The following is a 23202-nucleotide window of genomic DNA, read 5'->3' on the forward strand; positions in this document are numbered from 1 at the left end:
GCAGCGGCCGGGCAAACAATCAGGATGCAGGGATTTTCAGGTTCTGCCCCAACATGACGTTGGTCGATTTCAGATTATTGGTCTGCATTATCGCTTTCGGGCTGACGCCATAATGTGCGGCAATGCCGGTCAGTGAATCACCCACGACCACTTTATGACGCACAATGCCGCGTGGCGTGGCGCGCGTGGTGCGGCTGGCGGCCGCACTGGCCGGCACTTTCAACCGCTGTCCGACCCACACCACATCCCGCTTCAGGGTGTTCATCTCACGCAGGGTCGCCATGCTGACGCCATACTTCGCGGCAATCCCGGAAAGTGTCTCACCGCGCGTTACCGTATGGCGCTGAGTTACGCCGGTATATTGCGTCACCCCGGTCGCCGGGTTGCTGGCGACGTTAACCGCTGGCGACGAGCCCAGCGGCCGGTTTTCCTCCTTTGGGATGGATTGCAGCGGGTGCGCCAGGAAATAAGTGCGCAGACCTTTATAGATCGACTGCGCAATCTTATCCTGGTGTGCGCTACTGCCAAGCAGTCGCTCCTCCGAGGAATTACTGATAAAGCCGGTTTCCACCAGCAAAGAAGGAATATCGGGTGAACGCAGCACGCCAAGACTGGCATGCTCAGGCAGACGTTTATGCAGCGACGTCACGCTGCGCATCTGCTGCAACACTTTCTGGGCGATGTCATAACCGACACGCTGCGAGTGACCGAATTGCAGGTCAAGTACTGCCTGGCTGAGGTAGGGGTCGGCCTGACTGTTAGCCAGCAGGTCACCTGCGCCGCCCAGCAGCTCAGACTGTTTCTCTTTCTGCTCCAGCCAGTTAGCCATCTCGTTATTGGCCCGGCGGTTTGATAATACCCAGACCGATGCACCGGTCGCCGCATGGCTCGGCGCGGCGTCAGCATGAATTGAAACCAGCACGTTGGCGTTGGCTTTACGCGCCACGTCGGAGCGGCCCATAACCGAGATAAAATAGTCGCCATCACGCGTCAGGACGCCTTTGAACATCGGATCGTTATTCAGCAACACCCGCAGTTTACGTGCAATTGCGATCGTGACGTTCTTCTCTTTCAGTCCGCGCTGCCCGATAGCGCCGGGATCCTGACCGCCATGTCCGGCATCAATCGCCACAATCACGGTATCGTTCTGGCTGACGGCCCGGCCAGGACTCACGGTGCTGGCTGTACTGGTCACGGACGTCACCGGATTCGAATTAAAGGGGTTAGCCGCTGCGGCACTCTGGGTGGGCACGCGCGTCGGGGCCGTTACCGGCGCAGGCACACTGCGCGTAACAGCAGGTGGCTTACCGGTAATGGTGAAGACCACGCTGTAGCTGTTGCCATTGCGCTGGGTGACCGCCCGGGTTTTACCCACCTGCGTCAGCTCAAACACCAGCCGCACGCTCTGTTTATCTTTAGGGGTGCTGGTGCGAATTCGCTTTACGATGTTTTCGCCGCTGAAATTTAACGGCAGCCCCTGAACCACGCCGCTCTGGCGCACATCAAGCACCACACGGTCAGGATTGCGCAGCGGGAAGAAGCCATAGACAGGTTGTCCGGCAAAGTTCAGGGTGATGGTTGCCTGGCTGTCGCCATTAGCGACTTTGATATCCGACAGGGTGGCGGCAAACAGGGGTGTACAGACCAGCAGCAACAGTGTCACCAGCGCTATTTTCATCCGTGACATCATGCCTGATCCCTGCCCTGACCAAATTGTTCAAGCCATTGCTGGCCCGACGAGGATTGTGCCGTCAGTTCCGCTTCACGCGCCTCACCCACGTAACGCAGCGTTAGCGTGAGATCGGGCGGCGGCAGAAAACCGGCGCCCTGCTGCGGCCATTCAACCAGGCAGATAGCATCGCCGCTGAAATAGTCGCGGATGCCCATGAATTCAAGCTCTTCAGGATCGGCAAGACGATAGAGGTCGAAGTGATAAAGTGTGCGGTCGTCCAGCGTGTAAGGCTCAACCAGCGTGTAAGTAGGGCTTTTGACGTTGCCCTGATGGCCCAGCGCCTGCAGAAAGCCGCGGCTGAAGGTGGTTTTACCCGCCCCCAGATCGCCATAGAGATAAATCACTGCCGCGCTGCCACAGGCGCGCGCCAGCTGAGCGCCCAAACTGAGCGTAGCCGCCTCATCGGGCAAAGAGATAACACAGGTCTTCATGCTTCTTTATTCATCTCAGGATTAACAAACTGCCACAGCAGATCCAGTAAATCAGTTGCCAGCATACCGCGCGTACCACGTTCCGCAGCGACCGCATCGGCCGCGGCACCATGTGCAACGCAGCCGGCGCAGGCCGCATCAAACAGCGTCAGTTTCTGGCCCACCAGCGAGGCGATGATTCCACTCAGGAGATCGCCCATACCGCCGGAGGCCATACCGGCATTGCCCACGTCAGCAAAGGCCATTTCACCTTGCTCGCTGGCAATCAGCGTACCGGCACCTTTCAGTACCACTACACCACCATAACGCTGCGCCAATGTCTGCGCTGCATGTAAGCGGTCACTCTCAATTTCACTGGTCTCGGTATTCAGCAAACGCGCCGCTTCACCAGGATGCGGCGTAATAATGCGATTCTGACGTTTCTCCGCACTGATTGCCAGCAGGTTAAGTGCATCCGCGTCCCAAAGCATCGGCTTTTCACTGCTCGCTACCCGCTTCAGCGCCCGCTTTCCCCAGTCGCGCTGACCCAGACCGGGCCCTATCGCAATGACATCGGCCCACTCCAGCGCCTCCGTCAGGCGCTCATCGGTCAGTTCATCGACCATAATTTCGGGCCGGGCGGTCAGGATCGGAATAATATTATCTTTGTGAGTAAGTACTCGCACCAACCCACTACCGCTGCGCAACGCCGCTTCGGCCGTCATCCGTACCGCGCCAGCGGTACCGGCATCGCCCCCCACTACCAGCAGCCGGCCGTGACTGCCCTTGTGCGAGGTTGGTTTGCGCGGCTTGAGCCAGCGGGTTAATGCGCTGGCATCATAACGCGCAATGGGAGCCACTTCGCCCGCCAGAAAAGCGGCCAGGCCGAGATCGGCATAGTAAAGCTCTCCAATGTAATCTCGCGCTTTGCCGGTGATCTGGCCCGGTTTAAGAGCAACCACACTCAGCGTATGGCTGGCATTAATTACCTCACCGGGCGCGGTGCCATTGCGGGCTGATAAACCGGAAGGCATATCAATGGCAAGTTTCGGCGCCGCATGAGCGTTCGCCTGCTGGATCAGCGTGGCATAGGGTTCTTCGGGCGCACGATGACTGCCGGTTCCCAGCAGCGCATCCACAATCACATCGATCTGCTCTGGCCAGACCGCATCGGCCGCATGAATTTCACCGCCCGCATCCAGCCACGCGTCCCGTGCACGCTGCGCCTCTTCCGGCAACACTTTTTCACTTTCGCACGCCAGCAGCGTAACGGTTTTGCCCGCCGCCTGTCCCAGTCGCGCCAGCACATAACCATCGCCACCGTTATTGCCGTGACCACACAGAATCAGCCAGTGGCTGGCCTCTGGCCAGTGCGCAGTCAGATGCTCGTAAGCGGCCTGTCCGGCACGCAGCATCAGCTCATACAGCGTAATGCCGAGCGCATCGGCCCCCTGTTGCTCAAGCTGGGCCACAGCCTGCGCAGGCCAGACAGAATATGGTAAACTGCGGCTGTTTTTCTTCGAATCCTGGTTACTCATGTCATACCCTCTCGATCTTCATCAATTCGCACAACAGATTAAACAGTGGGGATTGGATCTCGGCTTTCAGCAGGTCGGCATCACCGATACCGATCTCAGTGCGGAAGAGCCGCGCCTGCAGGCGTGGCTGGATAAGCAGTATCATGGCGAGATGGAGTGGATGGCGCGACACGGCATGATGCGGGCGCGTCCTCATGAACTGCTGCCCGGCACGCTGCGCGTTATCAGCGTTCGCATGAACTACCTTCCGGCCAAAGCCGCCTTTGCCAGCACGTTGAAAAATCCCCAGCTGGGCTATGTCAGCCGTTATGCATTAGGTCGTGATTACCACAAAGTATTGCGCAATCGACTGAAAAAGCTCGGAGAAATGATCCAGCAGCATTGTGGCGAGCTTAATTTTCGCCCGTTTGTGGATTCGGCCCCGCTGCTTGAGCGGCCGCTGGCGGCCAAAGCGGGACTCGGCTGGACCGGCAAACATTCGCTGATACTGAATCGGGAAGCAGGTTCATGGTTTTTCCTCGGCGAACTGCTGATCGATATTCCGCTGCCGGTAGATACACCGCAGCAGGAGCAGTGTGGCCGCTGTGTCGCCTGCATGACCATCTGCCCTACCAGCGCGATCGTTGAGCCCTACATCGTGGATGCCAGGCGCTGTATTTCCTATCTCACCATTGAGCTGGAAGGCGCGATCCCGGAAGAATTTCGCCCGCTGATGGGCAACCGGATATATGGCTGTGATGACTGCCAGCTGATCTGTCCGTGGAATCGCTATGGACAACTCAGTGACGAAAGCGACTTTTCACCGCGAGCGGCGCTACACGCCCCTGAGCTGATCGATCTGTTTCAATGGGATGAAGCGAAGTTTTTACGCATCACTGAAGGCTCAGCGATTCGCCGCATTGGTCATTTACGCTGGCTGCGTAATATTGCAGTGGCGCTGGGTAACGCGCCCTGGTCGCCCGAAATCGTTCAGGTACTGGAACAACGACTCGGTGAAAGTGACCTGCTGGATGAACATATTCTGTGGGCAATCACGCAGCAGCAGCAGAAACGCGAGCAACTCGTGGTTGAAGTGCAACCTGCCCAGCAGAAGCGCCTGGTTCGTGCAGTAGAGAAGGGTTTACCGCGTGATGCGTGATTGAACAGCTTGATCGCGAATTATCGTTTTCCACATGCTGTGAATAAAAATAAAAAGCTGTTGTCATTCAACTGCAACAACGCTGATTTTGCTGTTAAATAACAAATTGAAATATTTTCATAACGATAAATATCAACAACTTATATAAAAGTTGTGTTTATTTAATAATGAGACTATCGCTTCGGTTAACCTGCAAGGTTGTGGATAACTCTGTTCAAAAGCCATTTACAGATCGCCGTAACAGGCGCAGATGATGGGGTGCAGTGCTGTGGATAACCTTCATGAAACAATCAAAATCACGCGACGTAAAACAGTCGGATAACGGACTGAAATGAGGGTGATGTTAAATCTGGAGCGGGAAACGAGACTCGAACTCGCGACCCCGACCTTGGCAAGGTCGTGCTCTACCAACTGAGCTATTCCCGCATAGAAGGGCACTGCTAAATAAAACTGGAGCGGGAAACGAGACTCGAACTCGCGACCCCGACCTTGGCAAGGTCGTGCTCTACCAACTGAGCTATTCCCGCAAAGAGGGTACTGCTTACATTTTAAAACTGGAGCGGGAAACGAGACTCGAACTCGCGACCCCGACCTTGGCAAGGTCGTGCTCTACCAACTGAGCTATTCCCGCGCCTTGTACCGTTAATAAATTCTTCACCGGTACGGGGTGCGCATTATACGAGAAATCGTTGCTGCTGCAAGCGTCTGAAAGCAAAAATTTTCGCTTTCAGCGCGTTTGCTGATTAAATCAGCAACCTGGTGATTTCATGCGCACCCGTCGCCGATTAAAGCTGCAAAAAGTGTTCGCGGTAGTACGCCAGCTCCGCCACGGACTCACGGATATCATCCAGAGCCTGGTGCGTCCCCCCTTTTTTGAAGCCAGGAAGGATATCGGGTTTCCAGCGACGAGCCAGCTCTTTCAGGGTACTGACATCCAGATAACGATAGTGGAAGTACGCTTCCAGCTCAGGCATGTACTTAAACAGGAAACGACGATCCTGCCCGATGCTGTTGCCGCAGATAGGCGAGGTGTTCGCCGGAACCCACTGTTTCAGGAACTCAATGGTCGCCAGCTCTGCTGCGCGATCGTCAATCTGACTCTCCTTCACGCGCGCAACCAGACCGCTGTTGGTATGAGTGCGGACATTCCACTCATCCATCAGCGCCAGCTGCGCATCGGACTGATGAACGGCCATGACCGGCCCTTCCGCCAGAATGTTCAGGTTGGCATCAGTCACCAGGGTCGCAATTTCAATAATGCGATCGTGCGTCGGATCAAGTCCGGTCATCTCAAGATCAATCCAGATCAGATTCTGTTCATTTCCAGTAGCCATGCTGTTTCCTGCGGTTGCTGTAGTCGTCATTTACGATGAATAAGGTGTATCATAGACGTTTTGCCCAGCCGGGCGAAATCTGGCTAACGCTGTGAGGGTGAGTGAGTAAAAATAAACTGTCGAAGGGCCAACAACGCCGCGTAAGCGCTAACCACGATCGCCGTCTCAACCAACGCAGAGAGCGTCCGGAAGCGGATGACAACCTGTTTGGTGAAGCTGCAGATGGGGTCGTTGTCAGCCGTTTTGGCATGCACGCTGATGTTGAGGATAGCGCAGGCGTCGCCCACCGCTGCAATATCCGCCGAACCATTCGTTCGCTGGTCACCGGCGACCGGGTGCTGTGGCGTCCGGCAACCAGCGGCAACAAAGGTATTGTTGAAGCGGTGCATGAGCGCACCAGCGTATTAACCCGCCCCGATTTTTACGACGGCGTGAAGCCGATGGCGGCGAATATCGACCAGATCATCGTCGTCTCCGCAATCCTGCCTGAACTGTCGTTAAACATCATCGACCGCTATCTGGTTGCCAGCGAAACGCTGGATATTGAACCGTTGCTGGTACTGAACAAAACCGATCTGCTGGATGACAAGGCGCGCGCCTTTGTCGATAAGCAGATGGATATCTATCGCAATATTGGCTATCGCGTGGTGATGGTCTCCAGCCGGGCGAAAAACGGCATGGACGACCTGAAAGCGGCGCTGACCGACCGCATCAGTATCTTTGCCGGTCAGTCTGGCGTCGGCAAATCGAGTCTGCTGAATGCCCTGCTCGGCTTCGACAAAGAAGAGCAGGTCGCTATTCTGACTAACGAGGTTTCGGATGGCTCAGGCTTAGGCCAGCACACCACCACCGCATCGCGCCTTTATCACTTCCCGGACGGCGGAGATGTGATCGATTCACCTGGCGTGCGTGAGTTCGGTTTATGGCATCTTGAGCCGGAACAAATTACCCGCGGATTTGTCGAATTCCGCGCATTCCTTGGCGATTGCAAATTCCGCGATTGTAAACATGGCAGCGATCCCGGCTGTGCCATTCGCGAAGCGGTCGAACAGGGCAAAATCAACAGATCCCGTTTTGATAACTACCACCGTATCCTGGAGAGCATGGCGCAGGTAAAAACGCGTAAAAATTTCCCTGATGGTGAAAGTTAATCGGTATAACCGCGTCTGAACGGATAAGCCGGGGCATTTTGCGAGGTGCATTCCAGTCGCGCGTCCAGACCGTGCAGCGTGCCGGAATTCGGGTATAGTCGCCATCTGAACGGGGCGCTGCTACAATCCGCCCCCTTTTTTACAACGTCATAAAATAGCCAGGAGGCTAAGGTGTTTGATCGTTTAAAACTCGGCTTGAATCATATTCTCCCGAAGAAATGGCTGACTGAACTTGCCGGTTGGGGCGCCAGTCGCCGCGGTGGTTGGTTGACCAAACTGGTCATTGACATCTTTGTCTGGTTTTACAAAGTCGACATGGCGGAAGCGCGTAAGCCCGATACCGCCAGCTATCGCACCTTTAATGACTTTTTCGTTCGTCCGCTGAAAGACGATGCGCGTCCGGTGGATGCCGATGCCAATCTCATCGCCCTGCCCGCGGATGGCGCTATCAGCCAGCTCGGCCACATTGATGGCGATCAGATTTTCCAGGCTAAGGGTCATCACTACACCATCGACGCCCTGCTGGCGGGTGATGAGCGGATGGCAGCCCAATTTGTTGATGGCGAGTTCGTCACCACCTATCTGGCGCCCCGTGATTATCACCGCGTCCATATGCCGTGCAACGGCATCCTGCGTGAGATGATTTATGTGCCTGGCGACCTCTACTCCGTCAACCCACTGACCGCGCGTAATATTCCCAACCTGTTCGCCCGTAACGAGCGCGTCATCTGCTACTTCGAAACCGATATCGGGCCGATGGTGCAGATCCTGGTGGGTGCCACCATTGTCGGCAGCATCGAAACCGTCTGGGCTGGCACCATCACGCCACCGCGTGAAGGCGTGATCAAGCGCTGGCACTATCCGGCAGCGGATGATGAAAGCGCCGTGGTGCTGTTGAAAGGCCAGGAAATGGGCCGCTTCAAGCTTGGCTCTACCGTCATCAATCTGTTCGCACCTGGCCGCGTCAAACTGGCTGAAAGCCTGGAAGCAGAAAGCAAAACCCGTCTGGGTCAACCGCTGGCGATTGCGCTGCCGGTCGCGACAGACATTTCCGACGTCATCGTCGATTAAATTGAGTGTCCTCTGTGCGTTCGATTCTCCTCCTGCTGCTGAGCCTGTGGCTCAGCAGCCCGGCCTTCGCGGCCAGCCTTCCTGATGCCAGCCAGCTCAAACAGCAGCTGGAAGAGATAAAATCGGCCAAAAGTTCACCCTCGCAGGCTGAACAGATCCAGACGATTGAAGCCGCCTTAAACTTTCTCTCTGAACGCGATGAATCGCTGGAGCGCGCGGCGCAATATCAGCAGGTTATTGATGATTTTCCGCGTCTGGCGCGCGAACTGCGTCAGCAGATCGCCGCGCTGAGTGAAAGCGGGAAAACCGTGCGCAACAACATGAGCAGCGCCGAGCTGGATCAGGAGATCCTGCAGGTCAGCAGCCAGCTGCTGGAAGAGGGGCGTCAGGCACGGCAGGAGCAGGATCGGGCGCGGGAAATCAGTGATTCGCTGTCGCAACTGCCGCAGCAGCAGACGGAAGCACGCCGGGCGATGACGGAGAGTGAACGCCGTTTGCAGAGCGTCAGCAGCAGTTCGCCACAGGGGCAGCTGCAACTGGCGGCTCGCCAGGCGGAAAGCGCCGCGAATAAAGCGCTGGTCGATGAACTTGAGCTGGCACAGCTCTCTGCCAACAACCGTCAGGAACTGGCGCGGATGCGGGCTGAAGCCCACCAGCGCAAAGCGACTCAGCTCGATAACTATCTTCAGGCGCTGCGCAACCAGCTCAACGATCAGCGGCAACGTGAAGCCGAAGTCGCGCTGGCCCGCACCGAGCAACTGGCAGAAAACAGTGGCGATCTTCCGCCAGAGATCAGCGATCAGTTTCGGGTTAACCGCGAACTCTCGGTTGCCCTGAATCAGCAGGCGCAGCGCATGGATCTGGTAGCGTCGCAGCAGCGACTGGCCACCAACCAGATTATTCAGGTCCGTCAGGCGCTCTCTACCCTGCGTGAACAGTCGCAGTGGCTGGGTGCCTCTAATCTGCTGGGCGAAGCGCTACGGGCGCAGGTCGCACGTCTGCCGGAGATGCCCAAGTCGCAGCAGATTGATAATGAGATGGCACAGCTTCGCGTGCAGCGTCTCAATTATGAAGATCTGCTGGAGCGCCAGGAGGCGCTGCGCAAGGGACGGCAGGCCGATGGTCAGCCCTTCACCGCAGACCAGAAGCGTATTCTTGATGCGCAGCTACGCACTCAGAGGGAACTGCTCAATTCGCTGATCTCCGGCTGTGACACGCTGATTCTGGAGATCACCAAGCTCAAGGTTGGCAACACGCAGTTGCAGGATGCGCTGACGGAAGTCAAAGAGGCGACGCACCGCTATCTGTTCTGGACCGCCGACGTTAACCCGATTGGTTTGAGTTATCCGCTGGATCTGGCCAAAGATCTTTCCCGTCTGCTGTCGCTGGATACGCTGGGTCAGCTCGGCAAAGCGATGGCGATGATGTTTACCAGCCGCAACTCGGTGCTGCCGATTATTGGTGCGTTGCTGCTGGTCGGCTTCAGCATCAGTTCGCGCCGCCACTTCAATGCTTTCCTTGACCGTTCCGCCAGCAAAGTCGGCAAGGTCACGCAGGATCGTTTCCGCCTGACTATCCGTACCCTGTTCTGGTCGATCCTGGTGGCGCTGCCGCTGCCGGTGTTATGGGGTGCGTTGGGTTATGGCCTGCAGAACGCCTGGCCCTACCCTATCGCCGTAGCGATTGGTGATGGCATTACCGCCACGCTGCCGCTGCTGTGGGCGTTTATGATCAGCGCTGCCTTTGCCCGTCCTAACGGCCTGTTCATTGTGCATTTCCGCTGGCCGCAAAATCGGGTGGCGCGCGCCATGCGCTACTACTCGCTGAGCATCGGATTAATTGTGCCGCTGATTATGTTGCTGATCGCCTTTGGTAATCTGGAAGATCGGCAATTCTCCTCATCGCTGGGCCGTCTCTGTTTCATCCTGATCTGCGGGGCAATCAGCATTGTCACCGTCAGCCTGAAGCGTTCCGGGATTCCGCTCTATCTCGATAAAGAGGGAAATGGCGAGAACATGGTGAACCGGATGTTGTGGAACCTGATGATCGCTATGCCGCTGATGGCTGCCCTCGCCTCCGCTGTGGGTTATCTGGCTACCGCGCAGGCGCTACTGGCGCGACTGGAGACCTCTGTCGCCATCTGGTTCCTGCTGCTGGTTATCTATCACATTATCCGGCGCTGGATGCTGATTCAGCGTCGCCGTCTTGGCTTTGATCGCGCCCGTCAGCGCCGTGCCGATATGCTGGCTAACCGTGCGCGCAGTGAAGAAGAGAAGGAGCAAGGCTCTCTGAACACTGATGCGATTGAAATTGAAGAGCCGGTAATTGACCTGGATGCGATCAGTGCGCAGTCGCTGCGGCTGGTACGCTCTATCCTGATGCTTATCGCCCTGGTCTCCGTGATTGTGCTGTGGTCAGAAATCCATTCGGCCTTTGGCTTCCTGGAGAATATTCAGCTGTGGGACGTCAGTACCTCAGTACAGGGCGTAGAGTCGATTCAGCCTATCACCCTGGGGTCAGTGCTGATCGCCATTCTGGTGTTTATTATCACCACCCAGCTGGTGCGCAATATGCCCGCGCTGCTTGAGCTGGCGCTGTTGCAGCATCTTAATCTGACGCCAGGTACGGGTTACGCCATCACCACACTGACCAAATATCTGCTGCTGTTGATTGGCGGGCTGATTGGTTTCTCAATGATTGGTATTGAGTGGTCGAAGCTGCAGTGGCTGGTTGCCGCGCTGGGTGTGGGACTGGGGTTTGGTTTGCAGGAGATTTTTGCCAACTTTATCTCAGGTCTGATTATCCTGTTCGAAAAGCCGATTCGTATCGGCGATACCGTGACAATCCGCGACCTGACCGGCAGTATCACGCGAATTAATACCCGCGCGACCACCATTACCGACTGGGACCGCAAAGAGATCATCGTGCCGAACAAGGCCTTTATCACCGAGCAGTTTATTAACTGGTCGCTGTCCGATTCCGTGACGCGCGTGGTGCTCACCATTCCGGCTCCGGCGAAAGTCAGCAGTGAACAGGTGACCACCATTCTGATCCAGGCGGCTGAGCGCTGCAGCTATGTCCTGGACACGCCGCAACCGGAAGCCTTCCTGGTCGATCTGCAGCAGGGCATTCAGTTATTTGAACTTCGTGTGCATGCTGCTGAGATGGGACACCGTATGCCGCTTCGTCACGAACTGCATCAGTTGATTCTCAGCGGATTTGATCAGCACGGTATTGAGATGCCGTTCCCGCCGTTCCAGATGCGTATGGAAACCCTGGGTAAGAAGCTGCCTGCCAGCAACGGTACACCCGCTGCCCGCGCCTATAAGTCTGGCGGACTGTAATGCAAAACGCCCGGCTGAGCCGGGCGTTTTCATTCTGCTGACACACTCTGATCAGTTTTAATCTTACAGCGGTGCATAAACCTGAAGCGCAGGGAACACGGTCAGAGGAGGAAAGCGTCCCGAGCCAGGGATGGCGCGGGCCGAGCACGTCATGGATGACAGCTTTTGCGTCTTTCCGATCTGACCGTGTTTCCTTCGCGGGCTCAATCTTATAGCAAGACGGGCCTGGATTTGCCAACAAGTAAAACGCCCGGCAAAGCCGGGCGTTTTGCAAGTCTGAGCCGTCAGTTACTGCTTAACGAACTCTTCGCCCTGGGCGATATCTTTCTTCAGCGTATCCAGCATGCCTGACAGCGCCTGCTGTTCGTAAGCGCTGAGGGTACCAATCGGCCTGCGTTCAGCCACACCGTTTTTACCTAGCAGCAGCGGCTGGGAGAAGAAGCGCGCATGTTCACCCTCACCTTCTACGTAAGCACACTCCACCACATTAGCTTCACCCTTCAGCGCGCGTACCAGTGACAAACCGAAACGTGCGGCTGCCTGGCCCATCGACAGCGTGGCAGATCCGCCACCCGCTTTGGCTTCCACCACTTCGGTGCCGGCGTTCTGGATGCGTTTGGTCAGATCAGCCACTTCCTGATCGCTGAAGCTGACGCCTTTAACCTGCGACAGCAGCGGCAGAATGGTTACGCCAGAGTGGCCACCAATGACCGGGACTTCCACCTGGTCAGGCTGCTTGCCTTTCAATGCAGCCACAAAAGTATTAGCGCGAATGATATCCAGCGTGGTCACGCCGAACAGCCGATTTTTGTCGTAAACACCGTGCTTTTTCAGCACTTCTGCCGCAATGGCAACGGTGGTATTGACCGGATTGGTGATGACACCAATCAACGCTTTAGGTGCCGTTGTGGCAACCTGTTCGATCAGATTACGGACGATACCTGCGTTAACGTTAAACAGGTCGGCGCGATCCATACCGGGCTTACGTGCGACACCAGCGGAAATCAGTACCACATCGGCACCCTGTAAGGCAGGCGTGGCGTCTTCTCCACTGAATCCCTGAATAGCCACTGCGGTAGGAATATGGCTGAGATCAACGGCAACACCCGGCGTAACCGGCGCGATGTCATACAGCGAGAGTTCTGAACCTGCGGGAAGCTGGGTTTTGAGCAGAAGTGCGAGCGCCTGGCCTATGCCGCCAGCGGCACCGAGAACGGCAACTTTCATTCTTAACTCCTTATTAAGGTGGGGCAGAGATGGGCCGAAATTCTATCTGTGTCAGACCTTAATCAACTGCTCAGGCGATGATAAATATCCGTTGTTAATTCTACGTGTTTTCACACTTAATCTCCGGATTCAAAAGTTACTTATCATTGCACCTGAATGACCGACAACTTTGCCGTCGTCAGACAGAGAACGGCTACGTGCGTTTTCTGTTACTACACCACCAATAATATAACAACTTTGCAACCTTCGCCTTCCGGGGCTGTGACGCGTGTTTTGGTCTGAGCGGATTTATTTGCTATTATCGCCGCCCGCTAGCCGCCCGGACGCTGCTCATCAATCGAACGATTGCATAAAAATGCATATAAATGCATAATCACCACTCTGCCGCGGGCGGATGCGCGGTTATTCTCTCTATTTATTGGTAACCTATGCGAAACCCATCGAAACAAGACGATCTGGTTAAGGCTTTCAAAGCCTTATTAAAAGAAGAAAAATTCAGTTCCCAGGGCGAAATTGTTCAGGCGCTTCAGGACGAGGGCTTTGAAAATATCAATCAGTCCAAAGTCTCGCGAATGCTGACCAAGTTTGGCGCAGTGCGCACCCGGAATGCCAGGATGGAGATGGTCTATTGCCTGCCCGCTGAGCTGGGTGTGCCGACCACCACCAGCCCGTTAAAAAACCTGGTACTGGATATCGACTACAACGATGCCCTGGTGGTGATTCATACCAGTCCCGGCGCAGCACAGCTGATTGCACGTATGCTGGATTCACTGGGTAAGTCGCACGGGATTCTGGGTACCATCGCGGGCGATGACACAATCTTTATTACCCGCGCGCGTGACTTCACCGTTAAGCAGCTGCACGGTGCCATCCTCACCCTGTTTGAACAGGAACTCTGATCGCGGACTGACGACCGGCCATCATGCGCCAGATCGTCAGTTCGTTCTCTCTGCTCAACCCTTTCCACGACAGTTACCCGCTCTGGATAAGTAATAAGCCTGCTTTTACACGCCCGGCTGTTGGTCAGATCGATAACTCTGCTTCACTTTATGCGCTATTTTACACTGCTTTACATCACTGAACCGGCACCATTGCCCGGATCCAGATCAAACTCCAGCCCGATACACCCCCGACTTTCGCACTAAAAGTTAAAGTGATCTATCTCACTGTTTTTGCGATTAAAAGTGGCTTAAAGGTTACTTTTTATCCTTTTTTTATAACGTTAAGTTATTAAAAGTAGCCATAAGGATAAAGAATCACAAAAAAACATTATTAGCGGGGTATTAATTTCTGACGTTATTAGTTCTATACTTCTTTTCGTGATGCAAATCACACTAAATAAAAAGATAAAAATAGACGACGAGGAAAAATCTATGAACGTAAAAACTACTATTGCTACCCTGAGCATTCTCTCCGCCCTCTCATTTGGTGCTGTTGCAGCAGAATCTATTGATGCGTCACAGGCACAGAATCTGCAGGCTGTCGGCACCATCAGTGTCAGCGGCGTGGCGGGTTCGCCGATGGATATCAAACAGAAACTCAGCGACAAAGCCGATCAGCAGGGCGCAAAAGCCTATCGCGTGATTGAGGCATACAACAACGGCAACTATCACGCTACCGCCGCACTGTATAACTAAGGCGTAACCGATAATGCCATCTGCTCTCTGTCTGACGCGCCCTTTTGCGCTCCGGAGAGCTGAAGCAGAAATTTCAGGAGAGTTGACCATGAAAATGAAATTAGCTATCGCTGCACTGAGTCTGGCATCCCTGTTCTCAGTGGGTGCCAACGCCGCCAGCCTGGTGTCCAATGAACAGGCACAGGGTCTGCAGCCAATGAATCAGACCATCAGCATTGGTGGACGAAATGGCGACCAGACGCATATCCGTCAGGTGCTGTCAGAGAAAGCGGATGCCCAGGGCGCAAGCCACTATCGCATCATCGAAAACAACCAGGATAACACCTGGCATGTCACCGCTGAGCTTTATAAATAATTAACTGTGATGACGCCTGAAGGGCGTCAGAAGATATCGACGACCCGCCTTTACGAGAAACCGCAGGTTGTTGAATGTATTGAGGAGATAATCATGAATATTAAAACAACCATCGCTACAGTCAGTCTGCTTTCCGTTATGGCGTTCGGCGCATCAGCCGCACAGCTGGTCACCGGCGATCAGACGCAGAACCTGCAGCCTGCGGGCACCGTGACCATCAGTGGAACCGCGGGATCGCCAATGGATTACCGCGCTGAGCTTTCTCAGAAAGCGGATGAACAGGGTGCCAGCGCCTATAAAGTTATTGAGGCGCGCACCGGCGATAACTATCACATCACCGCACAGCTTTATAAGTAATTCCTCGTCAGATGTATGACGAACCCTTTGGCCCCGCTCGCCGGGGCCTTTTTTCATCTGACGTTTTATCTGACATTAAAGTGAAGCTGACCTTCCAGCTCCTCTTCCGCTTCATCAAATAACAGAATCAGCGCGCCATAACGCCGTCGCTGTCCCCTGCCCAGATTAACAAACTCAATCTCCAGCGGCAGCGGTAACAGATCGCCCGTCACCACATCCCATAATCCATCCAGATCGCAGATGCGGCGCTCCTCCAGCGCAAATCGCTCGCTGAACTGGCGGAAGAAATGGGCCTGATCGACAATTTCATTAAAATCAAAACGCTCGATTTTCATGCTGACGGCTCCCATGCTCCGTCTGCGGGCGACCTGCGTCGCCCGTTACTGTCCGCTAGCTCAAACCGCCCAGGTGCAGCGCTTTGACCTCCAGATACTCTTCCATGCCGAGTACCGAACCTTCGCGGCCCAGCCCCGACTCTTTCACACCACCAAACGGCGCCAGCTCGGTTGATACGGCACATTCATTAATGCCGATCATGCCGCTTTCCAGCGCGGCTGAAACACGGAACACCCGCTGCAGATTCTGGGTGTAAAAGTATGCGGCAAGGCCGAACGGTGTATCGTTAGCACGACGGATGACGTCATCTTCATCATCAAAGCGGAAACAGGCAGCCACCGGACCAAAGGTCTCCTCCTGCGCGAGCTGCATCCCTTCGTGCGCCTCAGTAATCACAGTGGGCTGCCAGAAGTTGCCACCCAGCGCATGTCGCTCGCCACCCGCCAGTAATTTGCCACCTTTTGCTACCGCATCATTGACGTGCTGCTCAACCTTTTCCACCGCCGATGCCTCAATCAATGGCCCGACAATCACGCCCTCTTCCATGCCGTTGCCCACCTTCAGCTTGTTCACTTCGGCAGCCAGCTGCTGAGTAAAACGATCATAGATAGCATTGTGAATGTAGAAGCGGTTTACGCTGACGCACACCTGGCCCGCATTACGGAATTTGTTGGCAATGGCGCCCTGCACGGCGGCATCAATATCGGCATCGTCAAACACGATATAGGGGGCATTACCCCCCAGCTCCATCGACACTTTTTTCATGGTTTCGGCAGCATTACGCATCAGCAGCTTGCCCACCTGGGTGGAGCCGGTGAACGAGATTTTACGCACCGCTTTGCTGGCCATGATGGCATCGCTGATAGCATGGGTATCACCGGCTACCGCATTCAGTACACCATCAGGCACACCTGCCTCCTTCGCCAGCGCCAGCAGGGCAAAGGCGGAGAGTGGCGTGTTATTGGCAGGTTTAATAATGCCGGTGCAGCCGGCAGCCAGAGCTGGCCCCAGTTTGCGGGTCAGCATCGCCATCGGGAAATTCCACGGCGTAATGGCAGCCACAACGCCAATCGGTTCGCGGGTTGCCAGAATACGGGAGCCGGGTTTAGCTGGCGGAATAATTTCACCATTGGTCCGTTTCGCCTGCTCGGCGAACCACTGAATAAAACTGGCGGCGTATTCAACTTCCCCTTCCGCCTCTTTCAGGGGCTTGCCCTGTTCGGTCGTCATCAGCTGTCCCAGCCAGCGCTTGTTCTCAATGATCAGCTGGTACCAGCGAGTGAGAATTTCAGCGCGCGCTTTTGCAGTCTGCGCCCGCCAGGCGGGAAATGCGCGCTCCGCTGCGGCGATAGCCTGTTCCGTTTCAGCTTTACCCGCTTTTGCCACCTGTGCAATCACCTCACCGGTCGCCGGATTGGTCACGTCAAAGGTAGAGGCCGCCTGATGCCACTGGCCGTCCGCTAAATAGCCGGTCCGGAACAGTTGGCTCTCTTGCAGTGATTTCATTGATTCGCTCCTGTCAGTTTTGCTCTTCCGTCTGGAGAGTATAGTTGGCAAAAGCGACAGATTTTGTGATGGGTGGGGATTGCGCAGGCCGCTGCAGGTCACAGCGGCCAGATTCAGATTTGGATGAGCGTGTTCTGGTACTTATCCAGCATCATAGCCAGTCGTTTTACCGGTTCCGTTACGCTGGCGGGAGCCTCGTAATGGGCCAGTTTTTCCTGATAGACATCCAGCTCTTTAAGCAGACGTTCAAAGTAGTAACGCCGCTTGTCATCGCTGCTGGCGGAGATCACCCGGTCAGCGGTGTAACGCAACTGCCGGTGATAAGCAGAAAGATCGGCATTCACCGGCACTTCTGCGTCGCGTAACCGCTGATGACCGATGATCAGCGTCAGGGCGATGCGATATTTGTTGATATCGCCCGGAAACAGGTTCAGCAGCAGAAACAGTTGCTGATAGAGCGCTGGCAGATGGTTTTCACGCCGGCGCGCCTGATTGGTCGTCATGGCAGAGACAGCCGCATACATAAAGCGGTTCAGCAGCTTGCGGCCGGTACGCGCTTTTGATTTATCACGAATCAGCAGGATCACCATCATCGCCACGAAGCAGCCGATGACCTGGCCCAGAACGTTATCGAGAAAGACGTTAATGTGGAATTCCATCGGATTATCCAGCACCAGAACATTAAGGGTGCCAATCAATGCCCCCAGCGTGCCGAGCTGACGCCGCTGAATGAAGATACCACCGATAAAACCGAGCAGGCCGATTGCGATGCAGAGCAGCAGTGCGCTCTGCTGCGTCGCCGGGAGAACATACATAAAGTAGAGCGCGCCCAGCGGAACCGCGACCGTCATGCCGTAGAGAAAGTCCTTTGCCATCATCAGCGGGTTGGGCATGCGCATCGCCAGCGCGGTGATGACAGCCAGCATGACCATGCAGCCACTGCCAGAGGTCCAGCCGGTATAGAGCCAGAACAGCGAACCCAGCGCGGTCGCCACAAAGGTACGGATACCGTTGATCATCGCATGATGCGTTTCAGCGGAACGCGCCTGGATCACCACTTCGCGCTGCAGAATCTCCTCTTCCAGCGAGGTGATCCGGCTGTTGCTTTTGATCCCTTTCAGCAGCAGCAGATATTCGGTAGCAGTGCCTACCCAGCTGGCCAGCGTGACCGGCGTTGATTTGCCGCTGGCACCAATCACCCGCCGCATCACTTTCATCCGCTTATGCACCTCTTCAACGGTCGAGGCTGGTTTTTCAACCATCAGACGATACTGGGGCGGAATGTAATCAGGACGGGAATTCTGGATCAGAAAGGTTTCGGCTGCCTGTGTAATCAGCGTCAGTGACAGCGTATTGAGCATCTGCAAACGGCGATTGCTGTTCTTCCAGCGTGAGGATTCCATCATCAGCTGGCTGCGCATGCTGTTCAGCGCCGTGGTGCGCCGTACCAGCGCGCTCCAGGCTTTATCGACCTCTTCTTTATCACCGTGAGCGACGCAGAGTTGCAGCAGGTTATAGTGTGCCACCAGCAGCGAATCGACCTCAGCGTCGATCACTTTTTTAATCGAACGGGGTGAGAAAATCATGTCGGCCAGAATGGCGCACAGGATGCCGAGTACGATTTCACTGCAGCGCTCTACCGCATATTGTGGCACCAGCGTCAGACCGCCGCTGGCGTTAGCCGTCACCACAATAATCAGCGCGGTGTAGCCCGCCAGTCCGAGCGCGTAAGAGTTTTCTACCTTGATCAGCGAAGAGAGCCAGACGCAGAGTCCTGCCCAGATGCAGCACAGCAGCAGCATCACGACCGGTGCACGCACGGTGGCAATCATGATGGTCAGCGCGGCGATACAGCCAATAAATGTCCCGATAATACGCAAAACGCCGCGATAGCGCAGCGCCCCGGAATAGGGATCCCCCCCGGCCGCAAACGCGGTACCGCCAGCCACGATACCGGCGGTCATCACCGCCCAGCGCGGCGTTTCAAGGTTAAAGTGAAAACCCACCATCAGCGCTAACACCAGCGCAAAGGTGAGCTTTACCGGGAACCGCAGGAACTCGATCATATCGCCCTCTTAACCAAACTCACGCAGGCGATTAAACAGTCGGACCATCGGTGAAACCTGTTCAGGCTGACGATCGGCCTGACCGGTGATCACCACTGTCGCTGTCGTGCCCGCCGGGAAGCGATTGCCGGGCTGCTGATCAAGCCGGATGCGAACCGGCACACGCTGCGCCAGACGGACCCACTCCAGATTGGAATCTACCGTGGCCATGCCTTTGCTGTCGACCGAGCTGCTGCTGTTGGTGACGCCAGCCGCCACACTGTCTACGGTGCCACGCAACACGATGTTGCTGCCAAGTGGGGTCACTTCTGCGCGGAAGCCCTTCTCCACGCCGTGCAGTTTGGTCTCTTCCAGGTAAGCCAGCACATAGAAAGAGTGCTGCTGAACCAGCGCCACGGCAACCGAACCACGGGTAATAAACTCACCCTGGTAGACATTCAGGTTGGTGACCCAGCCATCGGATGGCGCTTTCACCGTGGTGCGCTCAAGGTCAATCTTCGCCAGATCGCGTGTCGCCACCGATTTCGCCAGCTGGTGCTCGCTGGTTTGCAGATCGTTATTGGATTGCTCGATAGCCTCGCGCGACATGGCGGAGGTGCCCAGCTGGTTACGGCGCCCGGCTTCGCGACGTTTCTCACTGACCAGTGCCTGGTAATATTCAACATCCGCCTGCGCCTGATCGAGCGCTTTTTGATAGCGCGGCCGGTCAACCACAAACAGCGTATCGCCCTTCTTCACCAGCTGGTTGTCGTGTACCGGAACCTCGGTGATCAGGCCGGTGACGTCAGGGGAGATCGCCACCACGTCAGCGGCGAAACGCGCATCACGGGTCCAGGGCGATTCGGTATAGAAGACCCAGGCACGGAAAATAATGACCACTGCGATGATGACCAGCAGGATAGTAATCGCGTAGCGCGCGATTTTTCTTATGAGTGCTTTCACTTAAACCTCAGACTAATAAACGGGAGACAAGGTAAAACACACAGCAGTAAAGCGCTGTATTAAAAAGTGCCGGATGCCAGACAAGATCGTAGATACCGCTCGGCGTAAGCACGCGTTTCACTAACCAGAACAGCATCAGTGAAATAATAAGTTCGATGAAAATGGGCGGAAAAGAGAGCCCAAACATGACAAATACCGGAAGCACACTCATCACAAATCCTTAGTTCGACCTTGCCGGGATACTCATGCCTCTTCAGATGTCGCAGGAAAACCCTCTGAAAGCGTTATCCGAACCGCAGCTGGCTTAATAATAGCGTATCATCGAAGGGTATCAGGCAATGAAGAATCACCGGGAAATACCCCGGCGCGCTTATAATAACGCGCCTGACTATAAGTTTTCTACAGAATGTGATCTAAATCACTTTTAAGTCAGAGTAAATAATGGAACGACTGAAAGGCATGTCTGTCTTCGCTAAAGTGGTCGAACTGGGTTCGTTTACCGCTGCGGCGCGTCAGCTTCATCTGAGCGTCTCATCAATCAGCCAGATCGTCGCGAAACTGGAAGATGCATTGCAGGTTAAACTGCTGAATCGCAGTACCCGCAGTATCGGGCTGACCGAAGCGGGCAAAATCTATTATCAGGGCTGCCGCCGTATGCTGGCCGAAGCGACGCAGGTGCATGAACAGCTTTACGCTTTTAACAATACGCCCATTGGCGTACTGCGAATTGGCAGCTCCTCTACCATGGCGCAGAACGTGTTAGCCGGCATGACCAGCGATATGCTGCGGGAATATCCGGGGCTGAGTGTGAATCTGGTCACCGGCGTTCCGGCCCCGGATCTGATCGCGGATGGTCTGGATCTGGTGATTCGGGTGGGAGCGTTAAAAGATTCCAGCTTATTTTCGCGTCGCCTGGGTGCGATGCCGATGGTGGTGTGCGCCGCAAAAAGCTATCTGGCGCAGCATGGTACGCCGGAGAAGCCGGGTGATATCGATAATTTTTCCTGGCTGGAATATAGCGTACGGCCCGATAACAATTTCGAACTGATTGCGCCGGAAGGATTAGTGACACGCCTGGCACCGCAGGGACGTTTTGTGACCAATGATTCCCTGACGCTGATTCGCTGGCTGAAGTCGGGCAATGGCATCGCCTATGTGCCGATGATGTGGGTGATTGATGAGATCACCGCAGGCGAGATCGATATTCTGTTTCCGCAGTATCAGTCCGATCCGCGCCCGGTCTACGCGCTCTATACCGAGAAGGATAAATTACCGCTTAAGGTGCAGGTCTGTATCGATTATCTGACCGGCTATTTTGAACAGGTGGCTGAACAGTATCAGCAGCATCGTAAAAGCTAACAATAGATTGTTGACAACATCTGTCCCGACCAGCTGTAAGACCCAGCCAGCGAAGGGAACACGGTCAGATCGGAAAGACGCAAAATCCGTCATCCCTGACACGCTCGGCCCGCGCCATCCGTGGCGCGGGACGCTTTCCTCCTCTGCCCGTGTTCCCTGCGCTTTCAGCTATTGCATTGCTGCCAGGTTCATCCGGCTATGGATTTGTCAGCATTCTGACAACCCGCTAGGCGGCGGGTTGTTGGGGTCACATCAGGCGGTGCCGCCGATGGTCAGTTTATCCAGCTTCAGGGTCGGCTGACCGACACCGACCGGCAGGCTCTGCCCCTCTTTACCACAAACGCCGACGCCTTTATCCAGCGCCAGGTCATTACCTACCATCGAGATCTGCTGCATCGCTTCGATGCCGGAACCAATCAGCGTTGCGCCTTTAACCGGTTTGGTGATTTTGCCGTTCTCAATCAGATAAGCCTCTGAGGTTGAGAAGACAAATTTGCCGGAGGTGATATCCACCTGACCGCCACCAAAGTTCGGCGCATAGAGGCCATACTCAACGCTTTCAATAATATCCTGCGGTGATGACTTGCCAGCCAGCATATAGGTGTTGGTCATGCGCGGCATCGGCAGATGCGCGTAGGATTCACGACGTCCGTTACCGGTAGGGCTAACCCCCATCAGTCGCGCATTCAGCTTGTCCTGCATGTAGCCTTTCAGCACACCATTCTCAATCAGCATGTTGTACTGACCGGGAACGCCCTCATCATCTACTGCCAGTGAACCGCGCAGCCCTTCAAGGGTGCCGTCATCCACCACGGTACAGAGGTCAGACGCAACCTGCTGACCAATTTTACCGCTGAACACCGAGGTGCCACGGCGATTGAAGTCGCCTTCCAGACCGTGACCGACCGCTTCATGCAGCAGCACGCCCGGCCAGCCCGCACCCAGTACCACCGGCAACGCACCAGCGGGTGCGGCCACGGCGGAGAGATTCACCAGCGCCATACGCACCGCTTCACGCGCCCAGGCGTCAGCGCGGACTTCGCCATCTTCATCTGCGAGGAAAAACGCATAACCGGTACGCGCACCGCCGCCGCTTGCGCCGCGTTCACGTTTGCCCTGATCTTCCACCTGGACACTAATAGAGAGGCGAACCAGCGGACGGACATCTGCCGCCAGCGTGCCGTCAGTCGCGGCTACCAATACCTGCTCGTAAACGCCGGTCAGGCTGGCATTGACTTCCTGCACGCGCGGATCAGCCGCACGAGCCACTTTATCAACGCGATGCAGCAGGGCAATTTTGTCTTCACGTGTCAGGCTGCTCAGCGGATCGATAGCCTGATAGAGCGAACGGTTCATCACGGCAGAAAGCGTGTGTGCCTTGCCATTTCCCTGTTCGCGTACGATGCTGCGTGCGGCTTCAGAGGAGAGACGCAGTGCATTCAGCGTGATCTGGTCTGCATAGGCGAAGCCGGTTTTCTCCCCGCTGACCGCACGCACGCCCACACCCTGATCGATATGGTAGGAGCCATCTTTAATGATTTTGTCTTCCAGCACCCAGGATTCGTGAAAGCTGGACTGAAAATAGAGATCGGCATAATCCAGACGACGTTCTGAAAGCTGCCCTAACAGGGAAAATAGGTCCTGCTGATTAATGCCGTTAGCAGTCAGTAACTGCTCACTTACCAGGTTCAGAGTCATC

20 protein-coding genes and 3 tRNA genes are annotated in these 23202 nt (G+C 55.5%); 9 read left to right on the forward strand and 14 right to left on the reverse strand.

Going from position 1 to position 23202, the window contains the following annotated elements:
* Nucleotides 1-19: 19 nt before the first annotated feature.
* The 3 genes from amiB to nnr are packed head-to-tail and all read right to left on the reverse strand — an operon-like array spanning nt 20 to nt 3680.
* Nucleotides 20-1690, reverse strand: a complete 1671-nt coding sequence (gene amiB / locus AC6I8B_RS16990) for an N-acetylmuramoyl-L-alanine amidase AmiB (RefSeq protein ID WP_157353798.1) — start codon at nt 1688-1690, stop codon at nt 20-22.
* A complete protein-coding gene (gene tsaE / locus AC6I8B_RS16995) occupies nt 1687-2163 on the reverse strand; it encodes a tRNA (adenosine(37)-N6)-threonylcarbamoyltransferase complex ATPase subunit type 1 TsaE (protein WP_010256103.1) in 477 nt (158 codons plus the stop codon). The genes amiB and tsaE overlap by 4 nt, the downstream gene beginning before the upstream one ends.
* Nucleotides 2160-3680, reverse strand: coding sequence for a bifunctional ADP-dependent NAD(P)H-hydrate dehydratase/NAD(P)H-hydrate epimerase (gene nnr, locus AC6I8B_RS17000; protein ID WP_157353800.1), 1521 nt, complete (start codon nt 3678-3680; stop codon nt 2160-2162). Before nnr ends, tsaE begins: the two co-directional genes overlap by 4 nt.
* Here nnr and queG point away from each other — a divergent pair.
* On the forward strand, nt 3679-4818 hold the full coding sequence (queG, locus tag AC6I8B_RS17005) for a tRNA epoxyqueuosine(34) reductase QueG (RefSeq protein WP_157353802.1): 1140 nt from the start codon (nt 3679-3681) through the stop codon (nt 4816-4818). The two genes, nnr and queG, sit on opposite strands and share 2 nt — an antisense overlap.
* A 350-nt stretch (nt 4819-5168) precedes the next feature.
* Here queG and AC6I8B_RS17010 read toward each other — a convergent pair.
* The 4 genes from AC6I8B_RS17010 to orn form a co-directional block, all read right to left on the reverse strand.
* A tRNA-Gly gene (locus AC6I8B_RS17010) sits at nt 5169-5244 on the reverse strand.
* Nucleotides 5245-5269: 25 nt separating this feature from the next.
* Nucleotides 5270-5345 (reverse strand) — tRNA-Gly (locus AC6I8B_RS17015).
* Nucleotides 5346-5373: 28 nt separating this feature from the next.
* Nucleotides 5374-5449 (reverse strand) — tRNA-Gly (locus AC6I8B_RS17020).
* A 154-nt stretch (nt 5450-5603) separates the two neighbouring features.
* Nucleotides 5604-6152, reverse strand: a complete 549-nt coding sequence (orn, locus tag AC6I8B_RS17025; protein ID WP_010256094.1) for an oligoribonuclease — start codon at nt 6150-6152, stop codon at nt 5604-5606.
* Nucleotides 6153-6253: 101 nt separating this feature from the next.
* Between orn and rsgA the strand changes: the two genes are divergently transcribed.
* From rsgA to mscM, 3 genes are all read left to right on the forward strand, one after another.
* A complete protein-coding gene (gene rsgA / locus AC6I8B_RS17030) occupies nt 6254-7303 on the forward strand; it encodes a small ribosomal subunit biogenesis GTPase RsgA (RefSeq protein WP_010256092.1) in 1050 nt (349 codons plus the stop codon).
* Between the two features lie 171 nt (nt 7304-7474).
* Nucleotides 7475-8374 (forward strand): archaetidylserine decarboxylase, encoded by a 900-nt coding sequence (asd, locus tag AC6I8B_RS17035; RefSeq protein WP_010256089.1) that lies wholly within the window; start codon nt 7475-7477, stop codon nt 8372-8374.
* A 14-nt stretch (nt 8375-8388) separates the two neighbouring features.
* Nucleotides 8389-11718, forward strand: a complete 3330-nt coding sequence (gene mscM / locus AC6I8B_RS17040; protein ID WP_033759094.1) for a miniconductance mechanosensitive channel MscM — start codon at nt 8389-8391, stop codon at nt 11716-11718.
* A gap of 288 nt (nt 11719-12006) precedes the next feature.
* Here the strand turns inward: mscM and mdh are convergent, their stop codons facing one another.
* Complete coding sequence (mdh, locus tag AC6I8B_RS17045; RefSeq protein ID WP_010699812.1) at nt 12007-12945, reverse strand: malate dehydrogenase; 939 nt, start codon at nt 12943-12945, stop codon at nt 12007-12009.
* A gap of 428 nt (nt 12946-13373) precedes the next feature.
* On the opposite strand from mdh, the gene argR reads away from it, so the two are divergent.
* The 4 genes from argR to yhcN (AC6I8B_RS17065) all read left to right on the forward strand — a co-directional run bounded on the left by argR (nt 13374) and on the right by yhcN (AC6I8B_RS17065) (nt 15294).
* A complete protein-coding gene (gene argR, locus AC6I8B_RS17050; RefSeq protein WP_010256080.1) occupies nt 13374-13844 on the forward strand; it encodes a transcriptional regulator ArgR in 471 nt (156 codons plus the stop codon).
* Nucleotides 13845-14318: 474 nt separating this feature from the next.
* The gene (yhcN, locus tag AC6I8B_RS17055) at nt 14319-14582 is read left to right on the forward strand and encodes a peroxide/acid stress response protein YhcN (protein WP_022623941.1); all 264 of its coding nucleotides are present in this window, start codon (nt 14319-14321) and stop codon (nt 14580-14582) included.
* 88 nt (nt 14583-14670) lie between these two features.
* Complete coding sequence (locus AC6I8B_RS17060) at nt 14671-14937, forward strand: YdgH/BhsA/McbA-like domain containing protein (RefSeq protein WP_010256074.1); 267 nt, start codon at nt 14671-14673, stop codon at nt 14935-14937.
* Nucleotides 14938-15030: 93 nt separating this feature from the next.
* Nucleotides 15031-15294, forward strand: a complete 264-nt coding sequence (gene yhcN, locus AC6I8B_RS17065; protein WP_010256072.1) for a peroxide/acid stress response protein YhcN — start codon at nt 15031-15033, stop codon at nt 15292-15294.
* A gap of 65 nt (nt 15295-15359) precedes the next feature.
* Here yhcN (AC6I8B_RS17065) and AC6I8B_RS17070 read toward each other — a convergent pair whose 3' ends face one another.
* The 5 genes from AC6I8B_RS17070 to aaeX form a co-directional block, all read right to left on the reverse strand.
* Entirely contained in the window at nt 15360-15629 is a 270-nt protein-coding gene (locus tag AC6I8B_RS17070) for a barstar family protein (RefSeq protein ID WP_010256069.1), read from the reverse strand.
* A 55-nt stretch (nt 15630-15684) separates the two neighbouring features.
* The gene (locus AC6I8B_RS17075) at nt 15685-17136 is read right to left on the reverse strand and encodes an NAD-dependent succinate-semialdehyde dehydrogenase (RefSeq protein WP_157353804.1); all 1452 of its coding nucleotides are present in this window, start codon (nt 17134-17136) and stop codon (nt 15685-15687) included.
* A 113-nt stretch (nt 17137-17249) separates the two neighbouring features.
* Nucleotides 17250-19202 (reverse strand): p-hydroxybenzoic acid efflux pump subunit AaeB, encoded by a 1953-nt coding sequence (gene aaeB, locus AC6I8B_RS17080; RefSeq protein ID WP_010256064.1) that lies wholly within the window; start codon nt 19200-19202, stop codon nt 17250-17252.
* Between the two features lie 9 nt (nt 19203-19211).
* Nucleotides 19212-20144 carry a p-hydroxybenzoic acid efflux pump subunit AaeA gene (aaeA, locus tag AC6I8B_RS17085; RefSeq protein ID WP_010256061.1) on the reverse strand — a complete coding sequence of 311 codons (933 nt, stop codon included), beginning with the start codon at nt 20142-20144 and terminating at the stop codon, nt 19212-19214.
* 7 nt (nt 20145-20151) lie between these two features.
* On the reverse strand, nt 20152-20355 hold the full coding sequence (aaeX, locus tag AC6I8B_RS17090; protein WP_010256058.1) for a p-hydroxybenzoic acid efflux pump operon protein AaeX: 204 nt from the start codon (nt 20353-20355) through the stop codon (nt 20152-20154).
* A 230-nt stretch (nt 20356-20585) separates the two neighbouring features.
* On the opposite strand from aaeX, the gene aaeR reads away from it, so the two are divergent.
* Nucleotides 20586-21503: an HTH-type transcriptional activator AaeR gene (gene aaeR, locus AC6I8B_RS17095; RefSeq protein WP_010256055.1), complete on the forward strand. Its 918-nt coding sequence runs from the start codon at nt 20586-20588 to the stop codon at nt 21501-21503.
* A gap of 252 nt (nt 21504-21755) precedes the next feature.
* Here aaeR and tldD read toward each other — a convergent pair whose 3' ends face one another.
* A complete protein-coding gene (gene tldD, locus AC6I8B_RS17100) occupies nt 21756-23201 on the reverse strand; it encodes a metalloprotease TldD (RefSeq protein ID WP_010699816.1) in 1446 nt (481 codons plus the stop codon).
* Nucleotide 23202 lies beyond the last annotated feature (1 nt).

Source organism: Pantoea sp. X-Soil-ISGK-285 (assembly GCF_059730815.1).

Excerpts from the sequence above, each read along its gene's own strand:
- nnr (WP_157353800.1), bottom strand. The coding sequence starts at position 3,680 with ATGAGTAACCAGGATTCGAAGAAAAACAGCCGCAGTTTACCATATTCT.
- amiB (WP_157353798.1), bottom strand. The coding sequence starts at position 1,690 with ATGATGTCACGGATGAAAATAGCGCTGGTGACACTGTTGCTGCTGGTC.
- aaeB (WP_010256064.1), bottom strand. The coding sequence starts at position 19,202 with ATGATCGAGTTCCTGCGGTTCCCGGTAAAGCTCACCTTTGCGCTGGTG.
- tldD (WP_010699816.1), bottom strand. The coding sequence starts at position 23,201 with ATGACTCTGAACCTGGTAAGTGAGCAGTTACTGACTGCTAACGGCATT.
- tsaE (WP_010256103.1), bottom strand. The coding sequence starts at position 2,163 with ATGAAGACCTGTGTTATCTCTTTGCCCGATGAGGCGGCTACGCTCAGT.
- queG (WP_157353802.1), top strand. The coding sequence starts at position 3,679 with ATGTCATACCCTCTCGATCTTCATCAATTCGCACAACAGATTAAACAG.
- AC6I8B_RS17060 (WP_010256074.1), top strand. The coding sequence starts at position 14,671 with ATGAAAATGAAATTAGCTATCGCTGCACTGAGTCTGGCATCCCTGTTC.
- AC6I8B_RS17075 (WP_157353804.1), bottom strand. The coding sequence starts at position 17,136 with ATGAAATCACTGCAAGAGAGCCAACTGTTCCGGACCGGCTATTTAGCG.
- argR (WP_010256080.1), top strand. The coding sequence starts at position 13,374 with ATGCGAAACCCATCGAAACAAGACGATCTGGTTAAGGCTTTCAAAGCC.
- aaeX (WP_010256058.1), bottom strand. The coding sequence starts at position 20,355 with ATGAGTGTGCTTCCGGTATTTGTCATGTTTGGGCTCTCTTTTCCGCCC.
- yhcN (WP_022623941.1), top strand. The coding sequence starts at position 14,319 with ATGAACGTAAAAACTACTATTGCTACCCTGAGCATTCTCTCCGCCCTC.
- yhcN (WP_010256072.1), top strand. The coding sequence starts at position 15,031 with ATGAATATTAAAACAACCATCGCTACAGTCAGTCTGCTTTCCGTTATG.
- AC6I8B_RS17070 (WP_010256069.1), bottom strand. The coding sequence starts at position 15,629 with ATGAAAATCGAGCGTTTTGATTTTAATGAAATTGTCGATCAGGCCCAT.
- mdh (WP_010699812.1), bottom strand. The coding sequence starts at position 12,945 with ATGAAAGTTGCCGTTCTCGGTGCCGCTGGCGGCATAGGCCAGGCGCTC.
- aaeR (WP_010256055.1), top strand. The coding sequence starts at position 20,586 with ATGGAACGACTGAAAGGCATGTCTGTCTTCGCTAAAGTGGTCGAACTG.
- orn (WP_010256094.1), bottom strand. The coding sequence starts at position 6,152 with ATGGCTACTGGAAATGAACAGAATCTGATCTGGATTGATCTTGAGATG.